This is a genomic window from Pseudomonas sp. EpS/L25, assembly GCF_001512295.1.
GTDB lineage: Bacteria > Pseudomonadota > Gammaproteobacteria > Pseudomonadales > Pseudomonadaceae > Chryseomonas.
Map to the genome: position 1 here is coordinate 462,742 of NZ_LNUP01000015.1, position 19,755 is coordinate 482,496.

The 19,755-nt window shown below is 65.2% G+C and carries 13 protein-coding genes; 12 read left to right on the forward strand and 1 reads right to left on the reverse strand.

Features of this window, described 5'->3' with window-relative positions:
- Positions 1–34: 34 nt before the first annotated feature.
- The gene (locus AR540_RS18705; RefSeq protein WP_059230881.1) at positions 35–2,455 is read right to left on the reverse strand and encodes a penicillin-binding protein 1A; all 2,421 of its coding nucleotides are present in this window, start codon (positions 2,453–2,455) and stop codon (positions 35–37) included.
- Positions 2,456–2,622: 167 nt separating this feature from the next.
- Between AR540_RS18705 and AR540_RS18710 the strand changes: the two genes are divergently transcribed.
- The 12 genes from AR540_RS18710 (at position 2,623) to AR540_RS18765 (ending at position 19,692) form a co-directional block, all read left to right on the forward strand.
- Positions 2,623–3,687 carry a pilus assembly protein PilM gene (locus tag AR540_RS18710; RefSeq protein ID WP_059230883.1) on the forward strand — a complete coding sequence of 355 codons (1,065 nt, stop codon included), beginning with the start codon at positions 2,623–2,625 and terminating at the stop codon, positions 3,685–3,687.
- The gene (locus AR540_RS18715; RefSeq protein ID WP_059230885.1) at positions 3,688–4,281 is read left to right on the forward strand and encodes a PilN domain-containing protein; all 594 of its coding nucleotides are present in this window, start codon (positions 3,688–3,690) and stop codon (positions 4,279–4,281) included.
- Positions 4,278–4,928 carry a type 4a pilus biogenesis protein PilO gene (gene pilO, locus AR540_RS18720; RefSeq protein WP_059230888.1) on the forward strand — a complete coding sequence of 217 codons (651 nt, stop codon included), beginning with the start codon at positions 4,278–4,280 and terminating at the stop codon, positions 4,926–4,928. The genes AR540_RS18715 and pilO overlap by 4 nt, the downstream gene beginning before the upstream one ends.
- Positions 4,925–5,443: a pilus assembly protein PilP gene (locus AR540_RS18725; protein WP_153014273.1), complete on the forward strand. Its 519-nt coding sequence runs from the start codon at positions 4,925–4,927 to the stop codon at positions 5,441–5,443. The genes pilO and AR540_RS18725 overlap by 4 nt, the downstream gene beginning before the upstream one ends.
- Positions 5,444–7,681, forward strand: a complete 2,238-nt coding sequence (pilQ, locus tag AR540_RS18730; protein ID WP_082707046.1) for a type IV pilus secretin PilQ — start codon at positions 5,444–5,446, stop codon at positions 7,679–7,681.
- 5 nt (positions 7,682–7,686) lie between these two features.
- Positions 7,687–8,205, forward strand: a complete 519-nt coding sequence (aroK, locus tag AR540_RS18735) for a shikimate kinase AroK (protein WP_059230892.1) — start codon at positions 7,687–7,689, stop codon at positions 8,203–8,205.
- A 52-nt stretch (positions 8,206–8,257) separates the two neighbouring features.
- The gene (gene aroB, locus AR540_RS18740) at positions 8,258–9,352 is read left to right on the forward strand and encodes a 3-dehydroquinate synthase (RefSeq protein ID WP_059230894.1); all 1,095 of its coding nucleotides are present in this window, start codon (positions 8,258–8,260) and stop codon (positions 9,350–9,352) included.
- An 18-nt stretch (positions 9,353–9,370) separates the two neighbouring features.
- Entirely contained in the window at positions 9,371–10,975 is a 1,605-nt protein-coding gene (locus AR540_RS18745; protein WP_059230897.1) for an AAA family ATPase, read from the forward strand.
- A gap of 216 nt (positions 10,976–11,191) precedes the next feature.
- On the forward strand, positions 11,192–15,640 hold the full coding sequence (gltB, locus tag AR540_RS18750; protein ID WP_059230899.1) for a glutamate synthase large subunit: 4,449 nt from the start codon (positions 11,192–11,194) through the stop codon (positions 15,638–15,640).
- A gap of 90 nt (positions 15,641–15,730) precedes the next feature.
- Positions 15,731–17,149: an FAD-dependent oxidoreductase gene (locus AR540_RS18755; protein WP_059230901.1), complete on the forward strand. Its 1,419-nt coding sequence runs from the start codon at positions 15,731–15,733 to the stop codon at positions 17,147–17,149.
- Positions 17,150–17,518: 369 nt separating this feature from the next.
- Positions 17,519–18,586 carry a uroporphyrinogen decarboxylase gene (gene hemE / locus AR540_RS18760; protein ID WP_059230903.1) on the forward strand — a complete coding sequence of 356 codons (1,068 nt, stop codon included), beginning with the start codon at positions 17,519–17,521 and terminating at the stop codon, positions 18,584–18,586.
- Positions 18,587–18,678: 92 nt separating this feature from the next.
- Entirely contained in the window at positions 18,679–19,692 is a 1,014-nt protein-coding gene (locus AR540_RS18765) for an Ldh family oxidoreductase (protein WP_059230906.1), read from the forward strand.
- Positions 19,693–19,755 lie beyond the last annotated feature (63 nt).

Below are 19,755 nucleotides of genomic sequence, written 5' to 3' on the forward strand. Positions count from 1 at the left end.
CCCCGCCTCGGCGGGGTTTTTTATTGGCCTGGGATCAGAAGATGTCCATGGGCACGGTTTCGCTGGAGGGCAGCGGCGTACCGGGCGCCACACCGGGCGGCAGCTCGTCCAGGCTGGGCGGAGTGTCCTCGCTCTTGAACAGCTCGAAGTAGGCGTTGGGCGTGCCAGGCGGCGCCGCACGGCCGGTGGTGGGATCGACCCGGATGGAAACGATGCCGTCCGGCTCCTTGAGCTGATGCGGCGGCTTGTCCTTGAGCGCGGCGCCCATGTAGCTCATCCAGATCGGCAGGGCGACGGTACCGCCGAATTCCTGGCGGCCCAGGGTGTCGGGCTGGTCGAAGCCCGCCCAAACCGTGGTCACGTAGTCGCCGTTGTAGCCGGAGAACCAGGTGTCCTTGGATTCGTTGGTGGTGCCGGTCTTGCCGGCCAGGTCGTTGCGTCCCAGTTCCAGCGCCTTGCGGCCTGTGCCGCGCTTGATCACGTCCTGCAGCATGCTGTTCATGATGTAGGCATTGCGCGGGTCGATCACCTGGGGCGCGAACACCGGGGCCGGATTGGCGGGATCCGCCGTTGCGGTATCCGCCGCCGGCGTGACCTGGACGTCCGCCGCCGCCTGTGCCTGGGGCTGCTGGGGGACACGCGGCGGTGCGGCCCGATAGACCACCTTGCCGTCACGATCGGCCACATGGTCGACCACGTAGGGCGTCACCTTGTAGCCCTCGTTGGCGAATACCGACCAGCCGGTGGCCACTTCCAGGGGGGTCAGGCCCGGGGTGCCCAGGGCGAGGGACAGGTTGCGCGGCAACTGGTCTCGCTCGAAGCCGAAGCGGCTGACGTAGTCCAGGGCATAGTCGATGCCGATGGCCTGCAGTACGCGGATGGACACCAGGTTGCGCGAGCGATAGAGCGCCTCGCGCAGCCGGATCGGGCCGAGGAAGGTGTTGTTGTCGTTCTTCGGGCGCCAGGCTTCGTCGGGATTCTCGTCCATGAAGACGATGGGTGCATCGTTGACCAGGCTGGCCGCGGTGAAGCCCTTTTCCAGCGCCGCGCTGTAAATGAACGGCTTGAAGCTGGAGCCAGGCTGGCGCCGCGCCTGGGTCGCCCGGTTGTAGTTGCTCTGTTCGAAGGAGAAGCCACCGATCAGGGCGCGAATGGCGCCATCCTGCGGGTCGAGGGACACCAGGGCGCTCTGCGCCTTGGGGATCTGCGAGAACTTCAAGCTGCCGTCAGCCTGGCGCTGCACGCGAACCAGGTCGCCGACCTTGACCACATCGGCGGGGCCATTCGGGCGAGGGCCCAGGCTGTTGGCGCTGAGATAGGGGCGGGCCCACTTCATGGACTCCCAGGACACGGCCTCTTCCTTGCCTTCGCGGGTCATGACCAGGATGCCGCTCTTCTCCACCTGGGTGACCACGGCCGGGTCCTGGCCGCCGACGATGCGCTGCTTCTGGACCAGGGCGGCCCACTCGGCGCGACTCTGGTTCGGCCACTGGGCCTCGGGGCCGCGATAGCCGTGGCGGCGGTCGTAGTCGGTCAGGCCGTCGCGCACGGCCTCGAAGGCGGAAGTCTGCAGCCGGCTGTCGATGGTGGTGTAGACCTGATAGCCGTCGGTGTAGGCGTCGCCGCCGTAGCGCCCGACCATCTCCGCCCGTGCCATCTCGGCGATGTAGGGGGCATTGAGTTCCGGCACGGCGACGTGGTGATAGGCCTCGAGCGGCTCGGCGATGCCGGCCTGGTAGGCCGCCTGGTCGATGTAGCCGAGCTTGAACATGCGTTCGAGAATCCAGTTGCGTCTTTCCAGGCTACGCTCAGGGTTAGCGACCGGGTTGTAACGCGACGGCGCCTTGGGCAGGCCGGCGATCATCGCCATCTGGGCGATGGTCAGGTCCTTGATGGATTTGCCGTAGTAGACCTGGGCGGCGGCCTCGATGCCGTAGGCGCGGTTGCCCAGGTAGATCTTGTTGACGTAGAGCTCGAGGATCTCGTCCTTGGTCAGTTGGCGCTCGATTTGCAGGGCCAACAGAATCTCGGTGAATTTGCGCGAGAAGCTACGCTCGCTGGTAAGGAAGTAGTTCTTGGCGACCTGCATGGTAATGGTGCTGCCGCCGGTCTGGATGTGTCCCGTCTTGACCAGCTGACTCACCGCGCGCATCAGGCTTTTCACATCGACGCCATAATGGTTGGCGAAGTTGTCGTCTTCGGCGGAGAGCAAGGCATGGATGAAATCGGGCGGAATTTCGCTGAAGCGCAGCGGCGAGCGGCGCATCTCACCGAATTCGGCGATGAGTTTGCCATCGGCGCTGTACACCCGCAGCGGGATCTGCAGCTGGACGTTACGCAGGGCGTCGATGGAGGGCAGGCTGGGGCTAAGGTAGAGGAAGGCGCCGCTCAGGCCCAGCAACAGGCTGCAGACCAGGGCGACCAGCGACCACCAGAAAAACTTCAGAACACGCATCAAGAGACTTTTCGAATGGAAAGAGGGAAAGGGCGACAGGTGACGGTCAGCCTACACGGCGTCGCCATTATAGGCGCGTTTGGCGGTTGGCCGCTATTTGCTCGGGTGTCAAGTCTGTTATCTAATGCGCGTCCGCGGAACACCACCGTCGCTCATAGGGAACTGATGTGCTAGGGCTATTCAGAAAGAAGGCGAATACGCTGCTGGGTATCGACGTCAGTTCGACATCCGTGAAACTCATCGAGCTGAGCCGTTCGGGCGGGCGCTATCGCGTCGAAGCCTATGCGGTGGAACCCCTGCCGGCCAATGCCGTAGTCGAGAAGAACATCGCCGAGCTGGAAGGCGTGGGCCTGGCCATCGGGCGGGTGCTGGTGAAGGCGCGCACGTCCGCTCGCAGCGCGGCGGTGGCCGTCTCGGGGTCGGCGGTGATCGCCAAGACCATCGAGATGGATGCCGGCCTGTCCGACGACGAGCTGGAAAACCAGATCAAGCTCGAAGCCGATCAGTACATCCCCTATCCGCTGGACGAGGTCGCCATCGACTTCGAGGTGCAGGGGCCGTCGCCGCGCAACGCCGAGCGCGTCGAGGTGCTGCTCGCCGCCTGCCGGAAGGAAAACGTCGAGGTCCGGGAAGCGGCGCTGGCGTTGGCTGGCGTCTCGGCCAAGGTGGTCGACGTCGAGGCCTATGCCATGGAGCGGGCCTACCAGTTGCTCGCCAACCAGTTGGGTGGCCACGTCGATGATCTGACCGTGGCGGTCGTCGATATCGGCGCCACCATGACCACCCTGAGCGTGCTGCACAACGGCAAGACCATCTACACCCGCGAGCAGTTGTTCGGCGGCCGTCAGCTGACCGAGGAAATCCAGCGGCGCTATGGCCTGTCGGTGGAAGAGGCCGGTCTGGCCAAGAAACAGGGCGGGCTGCCGGACGATTATCAGAGCGAGGTCCTGACCCCCTTCCGCGAAGCGGTGGTGCAGCAGGTGGCGCGTTCGCTGCAGTTCTTCTTCGCCGCCGGGCAATACAATGATGTGGACTACATCTTGCTTGCGGGAGGAACAGCGTCAATTTCCGGACTCGACCGCTTGATCCAGCAGAAAATCGGCACCCCGACCGTTCTCGCCAACCCCTTTGCCGACATGGCCGTCAGCAACAAGGTCAACGCGGCGGCCCTGACGGGGGATGCCCCGGCGCTGATGATCGCCTGTGGCCTGGCCATGAGGAGTTTCGACTAGATGGCCCGCATCAACCTCTTGCCCTGGCGGGAGCAGCTGCGCGAAGAAAGGCGCAAGCAGTTCCTGGTGATCCTGGGCGGCATCTTCGTGCTGTCGTGCGGCGCCGTGTTCCTGGCCGATCAGTACCTGTCCGGGGAAATCGCCCGGCAGGAGGCACGCAATGCCTTCATCCAGCAGAACATCGCCCAACTGGACGTGCGCATCAAGGAGATCAGCGAACTCAAGACCCGGCGCCAGCAGCTGTTGGCGCGGATGAAGATCATCCAGGACCTGCAGGGCAACCGCCCGGTCATCGGCCATGTGTTCGATCAACTGGTGCGGACGCTGCCGGACGGCGTGTTCTTCCGCGAGCTGAAGATGCAGGGCGACACCCTGTCGATCAGTGGCGAGGCGGAATCCAATAACCGGGTCTCCAACCTGATGCGTAACCTGGATGCCTCGGACTGGTTCGCCTCGCCTACGCTGATCGAGGTGAAGGCGACCACCGCGGGTGCGGTGGACCAGGCCAACACCTTCCAGCTCACCGTCAAGCAGACCCAGCCCGGTGGTCCTGCGCCCACGCCGGCACCGCTCGCCAAGGGAGGCAAACCATGAGTCTCGCCGATTCCCTGGCCGGTCTGCGCAAGATCGACATCAATGACCTGGACTTCGAGAACCTCGGTTCCTGGCCCAAGCCGATCAAGGTCATCGCCTGTCTGCTGATTGTGCTGGTGGTGCTGCTGCTCGGCTACCAGTTCCACCTCAGCGACATGGAAGCGCAGCTGGACAGCCAGAGGTCCCAGGAAGAGGCCCTCAAGCAGCAATACGCCAGCAAGGCCTTCCAGGCCGCCAACCTGGATGCCTACAAGCAGCAGATGGTGGAGATGGAGGAATCCTTCGGCGCCCTGCTGCGCCAATTGCCGGGCGACACCGAGGTGCCCGCGCTGCTGGAAGACATCACCCGTACCGGACTCGGCAGTGGTCTCGAGTTCGAGCAGATCAAGCTGCTGCCGGAGGTGACGCAGCAGTTCTATGTCGAGTTGCCGATCCAGATCACCGTCGTCGGTAGCTATCATGACCTGGCGACCTTCGTCAGCAGCGTGTCCAGCCTGCCGCGCATCGTCACCCTGCATGACTTCGATCTCAAACCAGTGGATGACAAGAATGCCAATGGCGGTTCCGTTTCCGGCGGCGGTGGCAAGTTGCGCATGAACGTCCTGGCCAAGACCTATCGCTACAACGACAAGGGGCTCGGCAAATGAGAACGCCCCTGTTGCTCTGCCTGCTGACCACCGTACTGGTCGGTTGCGGTTCCAGCGATACCAGCGATCTGCAGGCGTTCATGGACGAGACCCGTGCCAAGCCGCGGGGCTCCATCGAGCCGCTGCCGCAGTTTCGCGCCTACGAGCCCTTCACCTATGCCGCAGCCGCACTGCGCAGCCCCTTCCAGGCACCGGTACGCATCGATCCCACGGTACGCCAGCGCGGTACCGGCAACATCAAGCCGGACGTGAATCGGCCCAAGCAGTTTCTCGAAGGCTTCAATATCGAAACCTTCAGCATGGTGGGCATCCTGGCCAATGCCAGTGGCCGCTATGCGCTGGTCAACGGTGCCGGAGGCGTGCATCGCGTCAAGGTAGGGGATTACCTGGGGCGTAACGACGGACGCATCACCAAGATTACCGACGGTGAGATCGACGTGATCGAAATCGTCCCGGATGGCGAGGGTGGCTGGCTGGAACGGCCGCGCACCATCACCTTGAAGGAAAAGACTTAAATGGGCAGGGCGAGCACTGTGAACACTACTATCGCGGGACGACTGGGACTGGGCCTGGCCCTGCTGCTGAGCAGCCTGGCCGGCCAGGTCCTGGCGGCGGATCTGCAGGCCTTGAACGTCGCCTCCCTGCCCGGGGATCGCGTCGAGCTCAAGCTGACCTTCGACCAGCCGGTCGCCGTGCCCAAGGGCTATACCATCGAGCAGCCGGCGCGCATCGCCCTGGACCTGCCTGGGGTCTCCAACAAGCTGGGTACCAAGAGCCGCGACCTGGGCAACGGCAATGCTCGCAGCGTGACGGTGGTCGAGGCGGGCAACCGCACCCGGCTGATCATCAACCTCACCAATCTGGCCAGCTACGATACCCGCGTCGACGGGCGCAATCTCTTCGTCACCATCGGTGGCACGGCGGGCGGTCAGACGGCCGCCGCCCAGGGTGGCCTGACGCCCAATCTGCCGCGCGCTGCCGCTCCCGCCACCGTGACCGCCCCGACGACGGGCGGCGTGGCACGGACGGTCTCGCCAGCCACCCCGGCGACGTCCAGCGTGGCGGCCATGACCGCTGCCCGGCCGCAACTGCGTGGCAAGGCGATCCGCCATATCGATTTCCAACGGGGTCCCCAGGGTGAGGGCAACGTGGTCATCGACCTGAGCGAGACCGGCATCAATCCGGACATCCAGGAGCAGGGCGGCAAGATCCGCCTGGCCTTCGCCGGTACCCAGTTGCCCGAGGAATTGCGTGTGCGGCTGGACGTCAAGGATTTCGCCACCCCGGTGCAGTTCGTCAATGCCTCGGCTGACAGCAGCGGCGCCTCCATCGTCATCGAGCCGACCGGAACCTACGACTACCTGGCCTACCAGACCAACAATCGCCTGACCCTGAGCGTCAAGCCGCTCACCACCGAGGAGAAGGAAAAGCGCGCCGCCGATCGCTTCACCTACACCGGCGAGAAGCTGTCGCTCAACTTCCAGGACATCGACGTACGCTCGGTGCTGCAGTTGATCGCCGACTTCACCAACCTCAACTTGGTGGCGAGCGACACCGTGCAGGGCAACATCACCCTGCGCCTGCAGAACGTGCCCTGGGACCAGGCCCTGGACCTGATCCTCAAGACCAAGGGTCTGGACAAGCGCCAGATCGGCAACGTCCTGCTGGTGGCCCCGGCCGACGAGATCGCGGCCCGCGAGCGCCAGGAGCTGGAGTCCCAGAAGCAGATCCAGCAACTGGCCCCCCTGCGCCGTGACCTCATCCAGGTCAACTATGCCAAGGCCGCCGACATCGCCAAGCTGTTCCAGTCGGTCACCAGTGCCGACAAGACCGCCGATGAGCGGGGCTCCATCTCGGTGGACGAGCGCACCAACAGCATCATCGCCTACCAGACCCAGAACCGCCTGGACGAGCTACGGCGGATCGTTTCCCAGCTGGACATCCCGGTGCGCCAGGTGATGATCGAGGCGCGGCTGGTGGAAGCCAATGTGGACTACAGCAAGCAGCTGGGGGTACGTTGGGGCGGCGCTGCAACTTCAGGTAACTTCGCTGTCTACGGCAAGGATGGTGCCACCACGGTCGACCAGACGACAGGCCAAGTCTACTTGCCGGGTACGACCACCATCGGTAATTACACCGCGACCAGCGGGGTGGCGCCGACGCCCTTCGTCGACATGGGCGTCAGCGGCAGTACCTCGGGTATCGGGGTCGGCTTCATGGTCGGCGGCAAGATGCTCGATCTGCAACTGTCCGCTCTCCAGGCCAGCGGTAACGGCGAAATCATCTCCCAGCCCAAGGTGGTGACCTCGGACAAGGAGACCGCCAAGATCCTGCGCGGTACCGAGATACCCTACCAGGAGGCCAGCTCCAGTGGCGCCACCAGCACCAGCTTCAAGCAGGCCGCCCTGTCGCTGGAGGTGACGCCGCAGATCACGCCGGACAATCGCATCATCATGGAGGTCAAGGTCAACAAGGATGCACCGGACTACCAGAATGCCCTGAACGGCGTACCGCCGATCAGCAAGAACGAGGTCAATGCCAAGGTGCTGGTGAGCGATGGCGAGACCATCGTGCTGGGTGGGGTGTTCTCCAATACCCAGACCCGCTCCACCATCAAGGTGCCCATGCTGGGCGACATTCCCTACGTAGGGCGGCTGTTCCGCCGGGATGCGGTCACCGACAGCAAAGTGGAGCTGCTGATCTTCCTCACGCCGCGTATCATGAACAACCAGGCGATAGCGGTTGGTCGATGACATAAGTGCGTAATCTGTTTCTGGTAGGACCGATGGGCTCGGGCAAGAGCACCATCGGTCGGCTCCTGGCGAAGGAATTACGGTTGCCGTTCAAGGATTCCGACAAGGTAATCGAAGAACGTACCGGTGCCGACATTCCCTGGATCTTCGACGTGGAAGGCGAGCAGGGCTTTCGTGAGCGCGAAAGTGCCGCGATCGCCGACCTGTGCGCCGAAAACGGCCTGGTCATGGCGACCGGAGGCGGAGCGGTCCTGCGTGAGGACAATCGCCAGGCGCTCAAGCGCGGTGGCCGGGTGATCTATCTGCATGCCTCCATCGAGCAGCAGATCGAGCGAACCGCGCGGGATCGCAACCGACCGCTGTTGCAGACGGCCGATCCGGCGGCGGTACTGCGCAACCTGATGGCCATGCGCGATCCGCTCTATCGCGAAATCGCCGACATCGTCATCGAAACCGACGAGCGGCCGCCACGGCTGGTGGTCCTGCAGATACTCGACCGTCTGAAAGCCCTGGCGCCGCATTAAAGCCGACGGCGTTCTGCGCTATGCTAGGCGCCCTTTGAATCAAGGTGACGGCATGCGGACTCTTCACGTCGAGCTCGGTGAGCGCAGCTACCCGATCTATATCGGCCAGGGCCTTCTGGATCGCCCGGAATGCTTCCTGCCCCATCTCGCCGGGCGCAAGGTGGCCATCGTCACCAACGACACCATCGCGCCGCTCTATCTGGAGCGTCTGATGCAGACGCTAGGCGACCGACCGATCAGCTCGATCGTGCTGCCCGATGGCGAGGGGCACAAGAATTGGGAAACCCTGCAACTGATCTTCGATGGACTGCTGCAGGACCGCCACGACCGCAAGACCACCCTCATCGCCCTGGGTGGCGGGGTGATCGGCGACATGGGCGGTTTCGCCGCGGCCTGCTACCAGCGCGGCGTGGACTTCATCCAGGTGCCGACCACGCTGCTGTCCCAGGTGGATTCCTCGGTAGGCGGCAAGACCGGCATCAACCACCCGCTGGGTAAGAACATGATCGGTGCCTTCTACCAGCCCAAGGCGGTAGTCATCGATACCGACAGCCTGTCCACGCTGCCGACGCGCGAGTTGTCGGCGGGTCTGGCAGAAGTCGTCAAGTACGGCCTGATCTGCGACGAGCCCTTCCTCGGCTGGCTCGAAGAGCACGTCGAGGCCCTGCGGTCCCTCGACCAGGCGGCGCTCACCGAAGCCATCGAACGCTCCTGCGCGGCCAAGGCCGCGGTGGTGGGCAGCGATGAGCGGGAGTCGGGCTTGCGGGCGATCCTCAACCTTGGCCATACCTTTGGCCACGCCATCGAGACCCACCAGGGCTATGGCGTCTGGCTGCATGGCGAAGCCGTCTCGGCCGGGATGGTGATGGCATTGCAAATGTCCGTGCTGCTGGGCTGGTTGAGCACCGAGCAGCGCGACCGCGCCATTCGCCTGCTGGTGCGGGCAGGGCTTCCCGTGGTGCCGCCGGCGGACATGCAGCCGGCCGATTTCGAACGCCTCATGGCGGTGGACAAGAAGGTCCTGGATGGACAACTCCGGCTGGTGCTGCTCAGTGACCTGGGCCAGGCCGTGGTGACCGCCGACTTCGCCCGCGACATTCTCGAGCAGACGCTGCGTACCGATTACCAAGCGCTGACCGCCCAGTAAGGAGAACAAGAGAGTCCCATGTCCAATCTGCACGCCGACGAAGCCTTCCTCGGTCACTATCAGTTCACTCACGATCCCTTCGCCGCTCGGGTGCCCGGCTTCAAGTTCTTCCCGGCGCAACGCAAGCCAGTGCTGGGGCAACTGCACCACCTGGCACGCTACAGCCAGCTGCTGCTGGTGGTCAGCGGTCCGCAGGGCAGTGGCAAGACGCTGCTGCGCCAGGCGCTGGTGGCCAGCACCAAGAAGGAGGCCGTGCATTGCGTGGTGATCTCCGCGCAGAACGGCGGCGACGTCCGTACCGTGCTGGGCCAGATCGCCAAGGGGGTCGGGGCGAGCAGCCAGACCCCAGCGGCCATCCTCGAACAGGCGGCGGAAGTGCGCCTGGCGGGGCAGGAGGTCTACATCCTGGTGGATGACGCCGAAGCGTTGGCCACCCCCGCGCTGGAAGCCCTGCTGGAGCTGGCCGGTGGCGCCGAAAAGGAGCGCCTGCACGTCTTCCTGTTCGGCGAGGCGGAAGTGGTGATGCGCCTGGAGGACATCGCCCAGGGTGAAGAGCGCTATCACGCCATCGAGTTGCTGCCCTACAGCGAGAGCGAGGCCGAAGAGTATCTGGCCCAGCGCCTGGAAGGTGCCGGCCAGGGTCTGGAGATCTTCACCGACGAGCAGCTCGCGACTATCCACGAGCGTTCCGGCGGTTGGCCGGGACGGCTCAACGAAGAGGCGCGGGATGTCCTGGTGGCTGGCATGAGCGCCCGCCGCAAGAAGGCTGCGGCGCCGGCCAAGGGATCGCGTAACCTGCTGGCCGCCCTGCCGCGCAAGCATCTGGTCATCCTGGGCGTCGTGGTGCTGGCGGTGGGTGCCGCGGCACTGTCGCTCAAGGGCGGCAAGAGCGAGGCGCCGACCACTGCCGCGAGCGGTCAGGCGCTGCCGCTGGGTGGTCAGGGCTCGGCGGCGGCCAACAAGGAGGCCCAGGGCGCCCCTATCCAGTTCGATGGCTCTTCCAAGCCGCTGCCCCTACCGCTGGTAGGTGACTCGCAGCCGGTGATTCGCGAGCCCCTGGCGGAAGCGGCCGGTGGTCGTCAGGCCGGTACCGCGGCGGGCAATGACCTGGGTGCGGGCGGAGTGCCGCCGACCGTGACCACGGACGCGCCGCCGATCAGCGACGAGGACGAACTGCCCAGCCGCACGCCCGCGCGGACGCCGGCGCCCAGCGCCCCGGTGGTCGCCGCACCCGCGCCCAAGCACACGGCGCCTGCCCCGACGACGTCGGCCCCGGCACCCGCCAAGCCCGCTCCAGTCGCGGCGCCGACCCATGCCGCCGGTGGTGCTGGCGCAGGTTGGTACGGCAGCCAGTCCGGCAGCAAGTACGCCCTGCAGGTGGTGGGGACCAGCACCGAGAAGGCTGCTCAGGCTTTCATCGCCAGCCAGGCCGACAGTGGCAACTTCCGCTATTTCAAGAAGAGCTACCAGGGCAAGGCGCTCTATGTGGTGACCTACGGCAGCTTCGCCAATCGCGCGGCGGCCGAGGCAGCGGTCAAGCAACTGCCGGCCAAGGTCCAGGCCAGCAAACCCTGGCCGCGTACCTTCGCCAGCATTCAGCAGGACATCGCGACCAGTCGTTGATTCTTGCTTGACACGAAACTAAAGCCCCGGTGCTATCACGAGAGTGACGCTGGGGCTTTCTTTTTTGCGTCATTGAATTTTCATTAGGTGTCATCGGTGTTTGTCGAAGCCATTTTTTTCGCTACACTGGACGGCCTTTGACTGTCCGAAAAAAGTTCAAATAAACGGACCGTTTTGTGATGCCTTCGCAATAACCTGATTGCCGGTGAGAGCGCTATGAAAGCAGGCCTGTTCAATCCCGATAGCTTCAAGGACAACTGCGGCTTCGGCCTGATCGCCCATATGCAGGGCGAGCCCAGCCATGACCTGCTGGAAACGGCCATCGAAGCCCTGACCTGCATGACCCACCGGGGCGGTATCAACGCCGATGGCAAGACCGGCGACGGTTGCGGTCTGCTCATGCAGAAGCCGGACGCCTTCCTGCGCGCCGTGGCCCAGGAGCAGTTCGGTGCCGAGTTGCCCGAGCAGTACGCCGCGGGCGTGGTGTTCTTCAACCAGGACGAGGCCCGTGCCGAACGGGCCCGTGCCAACATGAACCTGGAGATCGAGGCCGCCGGCCTGACCCTGGTCGGCTGGCGCAAGGTACCCATCGATACCTCCGTGCTGGGTGAATTGGCCCTGGCCCGGCTGCCACGCATCGAGCAGGTGTTCGTCGCCGGCCCCGGCCTCGACGACCAGCAGTTCGGGGTCAAGCTGTTCTCCGCTCGCCGCCGCTCCTCGGTACGCAACGCCGAGGATGCCGAGCACTACATCTGCAGCCTGTCGTCCAAGGTCATCGTCTATAAAGGCCTGATGATGCCGGCGGATCTGGCCGCCTTCTATCCGGATCTCGGCGATCCGCGCCTGGCTACCGCCATCTGCGTGTTCCACCAGCGCTTCTCCACCAACACCCTGCCGAAGTGGCCGCTGGCGCAGCCCTTCCGCTATCTCGCCCACAATGGCGAGATCAACACCATCACCGGCAACCGCAACTGGGCCCAGGCGCGGCGGACCAAGTTCGTCAACGAACTGATCCCGGACCTCGACCAGCTCGGTCCGCTGGTCAACCGCGTGGGTTCCGACTCCTCGAGCATGGACAACATGCTGGAGCTGCTGGTGACCGGCGGCATGGATCTGTTCCGCGCCGTGCGCATGATCATTCCGCCGGCCTGGCAGAACGTCGAGACCATGGACGCCGATCTGCGCGCCTTCTATGAATTCAACTCCATGCACATGGAGCCCTGGGACGGTCCGGCCGGCGTGGTGCTGACCGAAGGCCGCTACGCCGTCTGCCTGCTCGACCGCAACGGCCTGCGTCCGGCTCGCTGGGTGACCACCAAGAACGGCTACATCACCCTGGCCTCGGAAGTCGGCGTCTGGAACTACCAGCCCGATGACGTCATCGCCAAGGGCCGGGTCGGTCCGGGCCAGATCCTCGCGGTGGATACCGAGACCGGTGAGGTCCTGCAGACCGACGACATCGACAACCGCCTCAAGGCGCGGCATCCCTACAAGCAGTGGCTGCGCAAGAACGCCATGCGCATCCAGGCGACCCTGGAGGACCATGACCATGGTTCGGCCTTCTACGACCAGGATCAGCTGCGCCAGTACATGAAGATGTTCCAGGTCACCTTCGAGGAGCGTGACCAGGTGCTGCGTCCGCTGGGCGAGCAGGGCCAGGAAGCCGTCGGCTCCATGGGCGACGACACCCCCATGGCGGTGCTGTCGCGGCGCGTCCGCTCGCCCTACGACTATTTCCGCCAGCAATTCGCCCAGGTCACCAACCCGCCGATCGACCCGCTGCGCGAGTCCATCGTCATGTCCCTGGAAACCTGCCTGGGCGCCGAGCGCAACGTCTTCGAGGAAACCGCCGAGCACGCCGATCGCGCCATCCTGAGCAGTCCGGTGATCTCACCGGCCAAGTGGCGGACCATCCTCAACATGCCCAAGCCCGGCTTCGAGCATGTGAAGATCGATCTCAACTACCCCGAGTCCATGGGCCTCGAGGCGGCGCTGCGCAACATCGTCGAGCAGGCCGAGGAAGCCGTGCGTGCCGGCAAGGTACTGCTGGTGCTGACCGACCGCCACATCGAGCCGGGCAAGCTGCCGGTACACGCGGTGCTGGCCACCGGCGCCGTGCACCACCACCTGGTCAACCTGGGGCTGCGCACCAGCAGCAACATCCTGGTGGAGACCGCCACCGCCCGCGATCCGCACCACTTCGCCGTGTTGCTGGGCTTCGGCGCCACCGCGGTCTATCCGTTCCTGGCCTACGAAGTGCTGGGCGACCTGATCCGCACCGGCGAGGTGCTGGGCGATCTCTACGAGGTGTTCAAGTACTACCGCAAAGGCATCACCAAGGGCTTGCTCAAGGTGATCTCCAAGATGGGCATCTCCACCGTCGCTTCCTACCGTGGCGCCCAGCTGTTCGAGGCCGTGGGCCTGGCGGACGAGGTCACCGACCTCTGCTTCCCCGGCGTCACCAGCCGCATCAAGGGTGCGCGTTTCGTCGACCTGGAAGCCGAGCAGAAGCTGCTGGCCGGCGAAGCCTGGAACAACCGCAAGCCGATCCAGCCGGGTGGCCTGCTCAAGTTCGTCTACGGTGGCGAGTACCACGCCTACAACCCGGACGTGGTCAACCTGCTGCAGGCCGCCGTGCAACAGGGCGACTACGCCAAGTTCCGCGAATACACCGCGCTGGTGGACCAGCGTCCGGTGGCGATGATCCGCGACCTGCTCAAGGTCAAGACCAGCGACCAGCCCCTGGCGCTGGAAGAGGTCGAGCCGCTGGCCAACATCTTCACCCGCTTCGACGCCGCCGGCATCTCCCTGGGCGCCCTGTCGCCGGAGGCCCACGAGGCCCTGGCCGAGGCCATGAACCGCCTGGGCGGTCGCTCCAACTCCGGTGAGGGTGGCGAAGATCCGGCGCGCTACGGCACGGTGAAGAGCTCCAAGATCAAGCAGGTGGCCACCGGCCGCTTCGGCGTCACCCCCGAGTACCTGGTCAACGCCGAGGTCTTGCAGATCAAGGTGGCCCAGGGCGCCAAGCCCGGCGAGGGCGGCCAGCTGCCCGGCGGCAAGGTCAACGGCCTGATCGCCAAGCTGCGCTATGCGGTACCCGGCGTGACCCTGATCTCGCCGCCGCCGCACCACGACATCTATTCCATCGAAGACCTGGCCCAGTTGATCTTCGACCTCAAGCAGGTCAATCCCAAGGCGCTGGTATCGGTCAAGCTGGTCTCCGAGCCTGGTGTGGGCACCGTGGCCGCCGGCGTGGCCAAGGCCTATGCCGACCTCATCACCATCTCCGGCTACGACGGTGGTACCGGCGCTTCGCCGGTGACCTCCATCAAGTACGCCGGCTCGCCCTGGGAACTGGGCCTGGCCGAGGCGCACCAGACGCTGCGGGGCAACGACCTGCGCGGCAAGGTACGGGTGCAGACCGACGGCGGCCTGAAGACCGGCCTGGATGTGATTAAGGCGGCCATCCTCGGCGCCGAGAGCTTCGGCTTCGGCACCGCGCCGATGATCGCCCTGGGTTGCAAGTACCTGCGTATCTGCCACCTGAACAACTGCGCCACCGGCGTGGCCACCCAGAACGACCGGCTGCGCAAGGAACACTTCATCGGCACGGTGGAGATGGTGATGAATTTCTTCACCTTCATCGCCGAGGAAACCCGCGAGTGCTTGGCCAGGCTGGGCGTGCGCAGCCTGGGCGAGCTGATCGGCCGCACCGACCTGCTGGAAATCCTGCCGGGCGAGACCGCCAAGCAGCAGCACCTGGACCTCACGCCGCTGCTGGGTAGCGACCTTATCCCGGCCGAGAAGCCGCAGTTCTGCCAGGTGGAGAAGAACCCGCCCTTCGACCAGGGCCTGCTGGCCGAGGAGATGGTGCGCCTGGCGCTGCCGGGGATCGAAAAGCTCGAAGGCGGTGACTTCAGCCTGAGCATCGGCAACTGCGACCGCTCCATCGGTGCCCGTGTCTCCGGCGAAATCGCCCGGCGTCACGGCAACCAGGGCATGGTCAAGGCCCCGCTGACCTTCCGTTTCAAGGGCACCGCCGGCCAGAGCTTCGGCGTCTGGAACGCCGGCGGCCTGCATCTGTATCTGGAAGGCGATGCCAACGACTACGTGGGCAAGGGCATGACCGGTGGCAAGCTGGTCATCACCCCGCCCCAGGGCGCGGGCTACAAGAGCCAGGAATCGGCCATCATCGGCAACACCTGCCTCTATGGCGCCACCGGTGGCAAGCTGTTCGCGGCCGGTACCGCCGGTGAGCGCTTCGGAGTGCGTAACTCCGGGGCCCATACCGTGGTGGAGGGCACCGGTGACCATTGCTGCGAATACATGACCGGCGGTTTCGTCTGCGTGTTGGGCAAGACCGGCTACAACTTCGGCTCGGGCATGACCGGCGGCTTCGCCTATGTGCTGGACCTGGACAACGGCTTCTATGACCGGGTCAACCACGAACTGGTGGAGATCCAGCGCATCAACAGCGAGGCCATGGAAGCCTATCGCAGCCACCTGGAAGGGGTGCTGGCCGAATACGTGCGCGAGACCGGCAGTGCCTGGGGCAGCCATCTCCATGAGAATCTGGACGACTACCTGCGCAAGTTCTGGCTGGTGAAGCCCAAGGCCGCCAGCCTGGCTTCGCTGCTGGTCAGCACCCGCGCCCGTCCGGAATAACGACTTCGATGCCGGCTCCTCAAGGCGCCGGTTTCACCGTGCTAGCTCGTGACGCCCAGCTGAAGGGGCGTCGCTTCAAGAGGTTTGGAAATGGCTGAACGTCTGAACAACGACTTCCAGTTCATCGAGGTCGGTCGCAAGGATCCGAAGAAGAAGCTGCTGCGCCAGCGCAAGAAGGAGTTCGTCGAGATCCACGATCCCTTCAAGCCGCAGCAGGCCGCCGAGCAGGCGCACCGTTGCCTGGGTTGCGGCAACCCCTATTGCGAATGGAAGTGCCCGGTGCACAACTTCATTCCCAACTGGCTCAAGCTGGTGTCCGAAGGCAACATCCTGGCGGCGGCGGAACTGTCGCACCAGACCAACACCCTGCCCGAGGTCTGTGGTCGGGTCTGCCCGCAGGATCGTCTCTGCGAGGGCGCCTGTACCCTCAACGACGGCTTCGGCGCGGTGACCATCGGCTCGGTGGAGAAGTACATCACCGACACCGCCTTCGCCATGGGCTGGCGCCCGGACATGTCCAAGGTCAAGCCCACCGGCAAGCGCGTCGCCGTCATCGGTGCCGGTCCGGCCGGCCTGGGCTGTGCCGATATCCTGGTACGCAATGGCGTGACCCCGGTGGTGTTCGACAAGCACCCCGAGATCGGTGGTCTGCTGACCTTCGGCATCCCCGAGTTCAAGCTGGAAAAGACCGTGCTCAGTCGTCGCCGCGAGGTCTTCGGCGGCATGGGCGTGGAATTCCGCCTCAACACCGAGGTGGGCAAGGACGTGACCATGGACCAACTGCTCGAGGAATTCGATGCGGTCTTCCTGGGCATGGGCACCTACACCTACATGAAGGGCGGCTTCCCCGGCGAAGACCTGCCCGGCGTGCACGACGCCCTGGATTTCCTGGTGGCCAACGTCAACCGCAACCTGGGCTTCGAAAAGGATGCGGCCGACTTCGTCGACATGAAGGGCAAGCGCGTGGTGGTCCTGGGTGGCGGCGACACCGCCATGGACTGCAACCGCACCTCCATTCGCCAGGGTGCCAAGAGCGTGACCTGCGCCTATCGTCGCGACGCCGCCAACATGCCGGGCTCGCGCAAGGAAGTGAAGAACGCCAAGGAAGAGGGCGTGAAGTTCCTCTTCAACCGTCAGCCCATCGCCATCATCGGCGAAGACAAGGTGGAGGGCGTCAAGGTAGTGGAGACCCGCCTGGGTGAGCCCGATGCCCGTGGTCGCCGCAGTCCTGAGCCAATTCCTGGTTCCGAGGAAATCCTGCCGGCCGATGCAGTCGTCATCGCCTTCGGTTTCCGCCCGAGTCCGGCGCCCTGGTTCGAGCAATTCGGCATCGACCTCGACAGCCAGGGTCGCGTCGTCGCGCCTGGCCTGAACGAGTTCAAGCACCAGACCAGCAACCCGAAGATCTTCGCCGGTGGCGATATGGTGCGCGGTTCCGACCTGGTGGTGACCGCCATCTTCGAAGGCCGTAACGCCGCCGAGGGCATCCTCGACTACCTGGGCGTCTGAGCCCAGTCCGTCGGACAGGAGCCGACCGGTGCAAGCCGGTCGGCTTTTTTGTGGGCGGGATCCTGTCGGCGCGGGGCTCCGTGCACTATCCGCCAAGCAATCGCGGCCATGGGCCGCTCCTACGAAAAGCACCACTCTGTAGGAGCGGTCGCTACGGCGCACCGGCATGGCCGCGATTAGCCCGCCGAGCCGTAGGATTGAAAACCGCACAGCGTTTTCTGGCTGGATGACTGTCCGGCGATAGGCGAGGCTGCACCGTCACCCTACGGAGCACCCCATCACCCCGATAGACAAAAGCCTCCGCTCGCCGCCGTGCCTTTTGCCAGCCGCTTTGCGACAATGCCGGCACTTTTGCTGCCGGATGTCGCCATGACTGCCTTGAAGAACGACCGTTTCCTGCGTGCCCTGCTCAAGCAGCCGGTGGACGTTACCCCGGTGTGGATGATGCGCCAGGCCGGACGTTACCTGCCCGAGTACCGCGCCAGCCGGGCCCGCGCCGGTGACTTCATGAGTCTGTGCAAGAACCCGCAGTTCGCCTGCGAGGTGACCCTGCAGCCGCTGGAACGCTATCCGCTGGACGCGGCCATCCTCTTCTCCGACATCCTCACCATCCCCGATGCCATGGGCCAGGGCCTGTATTTCGAGACCGGCGAGGGCCCGCGCTTTCGCAAGGTGATCGATACTCCGGCGGACATCGAGGCGCTCCCGATCCCCGATGCCGAATCCGACCTGGGCTACGTGATGGACGCCGTACGCACCATTCGCACGGCGCTGGACGGCCGGGTACCCCTGATCGGCTTCTCCGGCAGCCCCTGGACCCTGGCGACGTACATGATCGAAGGCGGCTCCAGCAAGGACTTCCGCAAGGCCAAGGCCATGCTCTACGACACCCCCGCGGCCCTGCACCTGCTGCTGGACAAGCTGGCCCAGGCGGTTACCGCCTACCTCAATGGCCAGATCCGCGCCGGCGCCCAGGCGGTGCAGATCTTCGATACCTGGGGCGGCAATCTGTCGGCGGCGGCCTACCAGGAATTTTCCCTGGCCTATATGCGCAAGATCGTCGCCGGGCTGATCCGCGAGCACGAAGGACGCCGGGTGCCGGTGATCCTCTTCACCAAGAATGGGGGGCTTTGGCTGGAAAGCCTGGCCGACAGCGGCGCTGAGGCCCTGGGCCTGGACTGGACCTGCGATATCGGCGAAGCCCGCCGCCGCGTGGGTGGCAAGGTCGCCCTGCAGGGCAACATGGACCCCAGCGTGCTCTACGCCAAGCCGGCGGCCATTCGGGCCGAGGTGGGACGCATCCTGGAGAGCTATGGCCAGGGCAGCGGCCACGTCTTCAACCTCGGCCACGGTATCACCCCCGAGGTGGACCCGGCCCATGCCGGTGCCTTCATCGAGGCCGTGCACGAGTTGTCTGGGCGCTACCACCAGGGCTGACTGTGCCGGGATCGGCCCAGCCGATCCCAAGTCGAGCGAGCGGGCTGCTGCCGGTTGCGGCATAGTCGGGGTTTTCCCGATGGAGCGCCGCCATGGCCCAGATGACCCCGGAAGACTTGCAGCAACTGGCCGAGGACGTACTTCAGGCCCATGGCTTCAGCCCGGCGCAGGGCGCGGCCATTGCTACCATGATGGTGGCCGGCCAGCGCGACGACTGCGCCTCCCACGGCATCTATCGGCTGCTGGGCATCGTCAAGACGCTCAAGGCCGGCAAGGTGGTGCCCGATGCCGAGCCAAGGGTAGAGGACCTGGCCCCGGCCATCGTCCGCGTCGATGCCGGTGGCGGCTTCTCCCCGTTGGCCTTCGCGGCGGGTCTGCCCCTGCTGGAGGCCAAGGCGCGGGCCTGCGGCCTAGCGGCCCTGGCGATCAACCGCTGCGTGCACTTTTCGGCGCTCTGGGTGGAAATGGAGGCCCTCACTGCCCGTGGCCTGGTGGCCCTGGCCTGCAATCCGACCCAGGCCTACGTCGCTCCGGCCGGAGGTCGTCGCCCCCTGTTCGGCACCAATCCCATCGCCTTCGGCTGGCCGCGACCGGAAGGTGTGCCCTTCGTCTTCGACTTCGCCACCAGCGCCGTGGCCCGCGGCGAGATCGAGCTGCATCGCCGGGCCGACAAGGCCCTGCCCGAGGGCTGGGGCGTGGATGCCGAGGGCGCGCCCAGCAGCGATGCCCGTACCGTGCTGGAGGAGGGCGCCATGCTCACCTTTGGCGGTCATAAGGGCTCGGCCTTGTCGGCCATGATCGAGTTGCTGGCCGGGCCGTTGATCGGTGATCTCACCAGCCCGGAGTCCTCCGACTACGATGCGGGAGCCGGCGGGCTGCCCTATCACGGCGAACTCATCCTGGCCTTCGACCCCCAGCGCTTTCTCGGCGCTGCACTAGCCGACTATCAACAGCGCGCCGAGGCGCTATTCGCCGGTATCGAGGCCCAGGGTGCCCGGCTGCCGTCGCAGCGTCGCTACCAAGCGCGGGAACGCAATACCGCCCGCGGCTGGCTGGAGGTGCCGGACGAGTTGCTCGCCGAGGTCCGGACGCTGCTGCCGGACTGATCCACCGCGCGATATGCATCACCTGTAGAGGACTGCGACAACGCGCCTCCTGAACCCCGTCGC

What these genes read in the sequence shown, in the direction of transcription:
- AR540_RS18755 (WP_059230901.1), top strand. Translation starts at nt 15,731, where the DNA reads ATGGCTGAACGTCTGAACAACGACTTCCAGTTCATCGAGGTCGGTCGC.
- AR540_RS18725 (WP_153014273.1), top strand. Translation starts at nt 4,925, where the DNA reads ATGAGAACGCCCCTGTTGCTCTGCCTGCTGACCACCGTACTGGTCGGT.
- aroB (WP_059230894.1), top strand. Translation starts at nt 8,258, where the DNA reads ATGCGGACTCTTCACGTCGAGCTCGGTGAGCGCAGCTACCCGATCTAT.
- AR540_RS18765 (WP_059230906.1), top strand. Translation starts at nt 18,679, where the DNA reads ATGGCCCAGATGACCCCGGAAGACTTGCAGCAACTGGCCGAGGACGTA.
- AR540_RS18745 (WP_059230897.1), top strand. Translation starts at nt 9,371, where the DNA reads ATGTCCAATCTGCACGCCGACGAAGCCTTCCTCGGTCACTATCAGTTC.
- pilQ (WP_082707046.1), top strand. Translation starts at nt 5,444, where the DNA reads ATGGGCAGGGCGAGCACTGTGAACACTACTATCGCGGGACGACTGGGA.
- hemE (WP_059230903.1), top strand. Translation starts at nt 17,519, where the DNA reads ATGACTGCCTTGAAGAACGACCGTTTCCTGCGTGCCCTGCTCAAGCAG.
- gltB (WP_059230899.1), top strand. Translation starts at nt 11,192, where the DNA reads ATGAAAGCAGGCCTGTTCAATCCCGATAGCTTCAAGGACAACTGCGGC.
- pilO (WP_059230888.1), top strand. Translation starts at nt 4,278, where the DNA reads ATGAGTCTCGCCGATTCCCTGGCCGGTCTGCGCAAGATCGACATCAAT.
- AR540_RS18705 (WP_059230881.1), bottom strand. Translation starts at nt 2,455, where the DNA reads ATGCGTGTTCTGAAGTTTTTCTGGTGGTCGCTGGTCGCCCTGGTCTGC.
- AR540_RS18715 (WP_059230885.1), top strand. Translation starts at nt 3,688, where the DNA reads ATGGCCCGCATCAACCTCTTGCCCTGGCGGGAGCAGCTGCGCGAAGAA.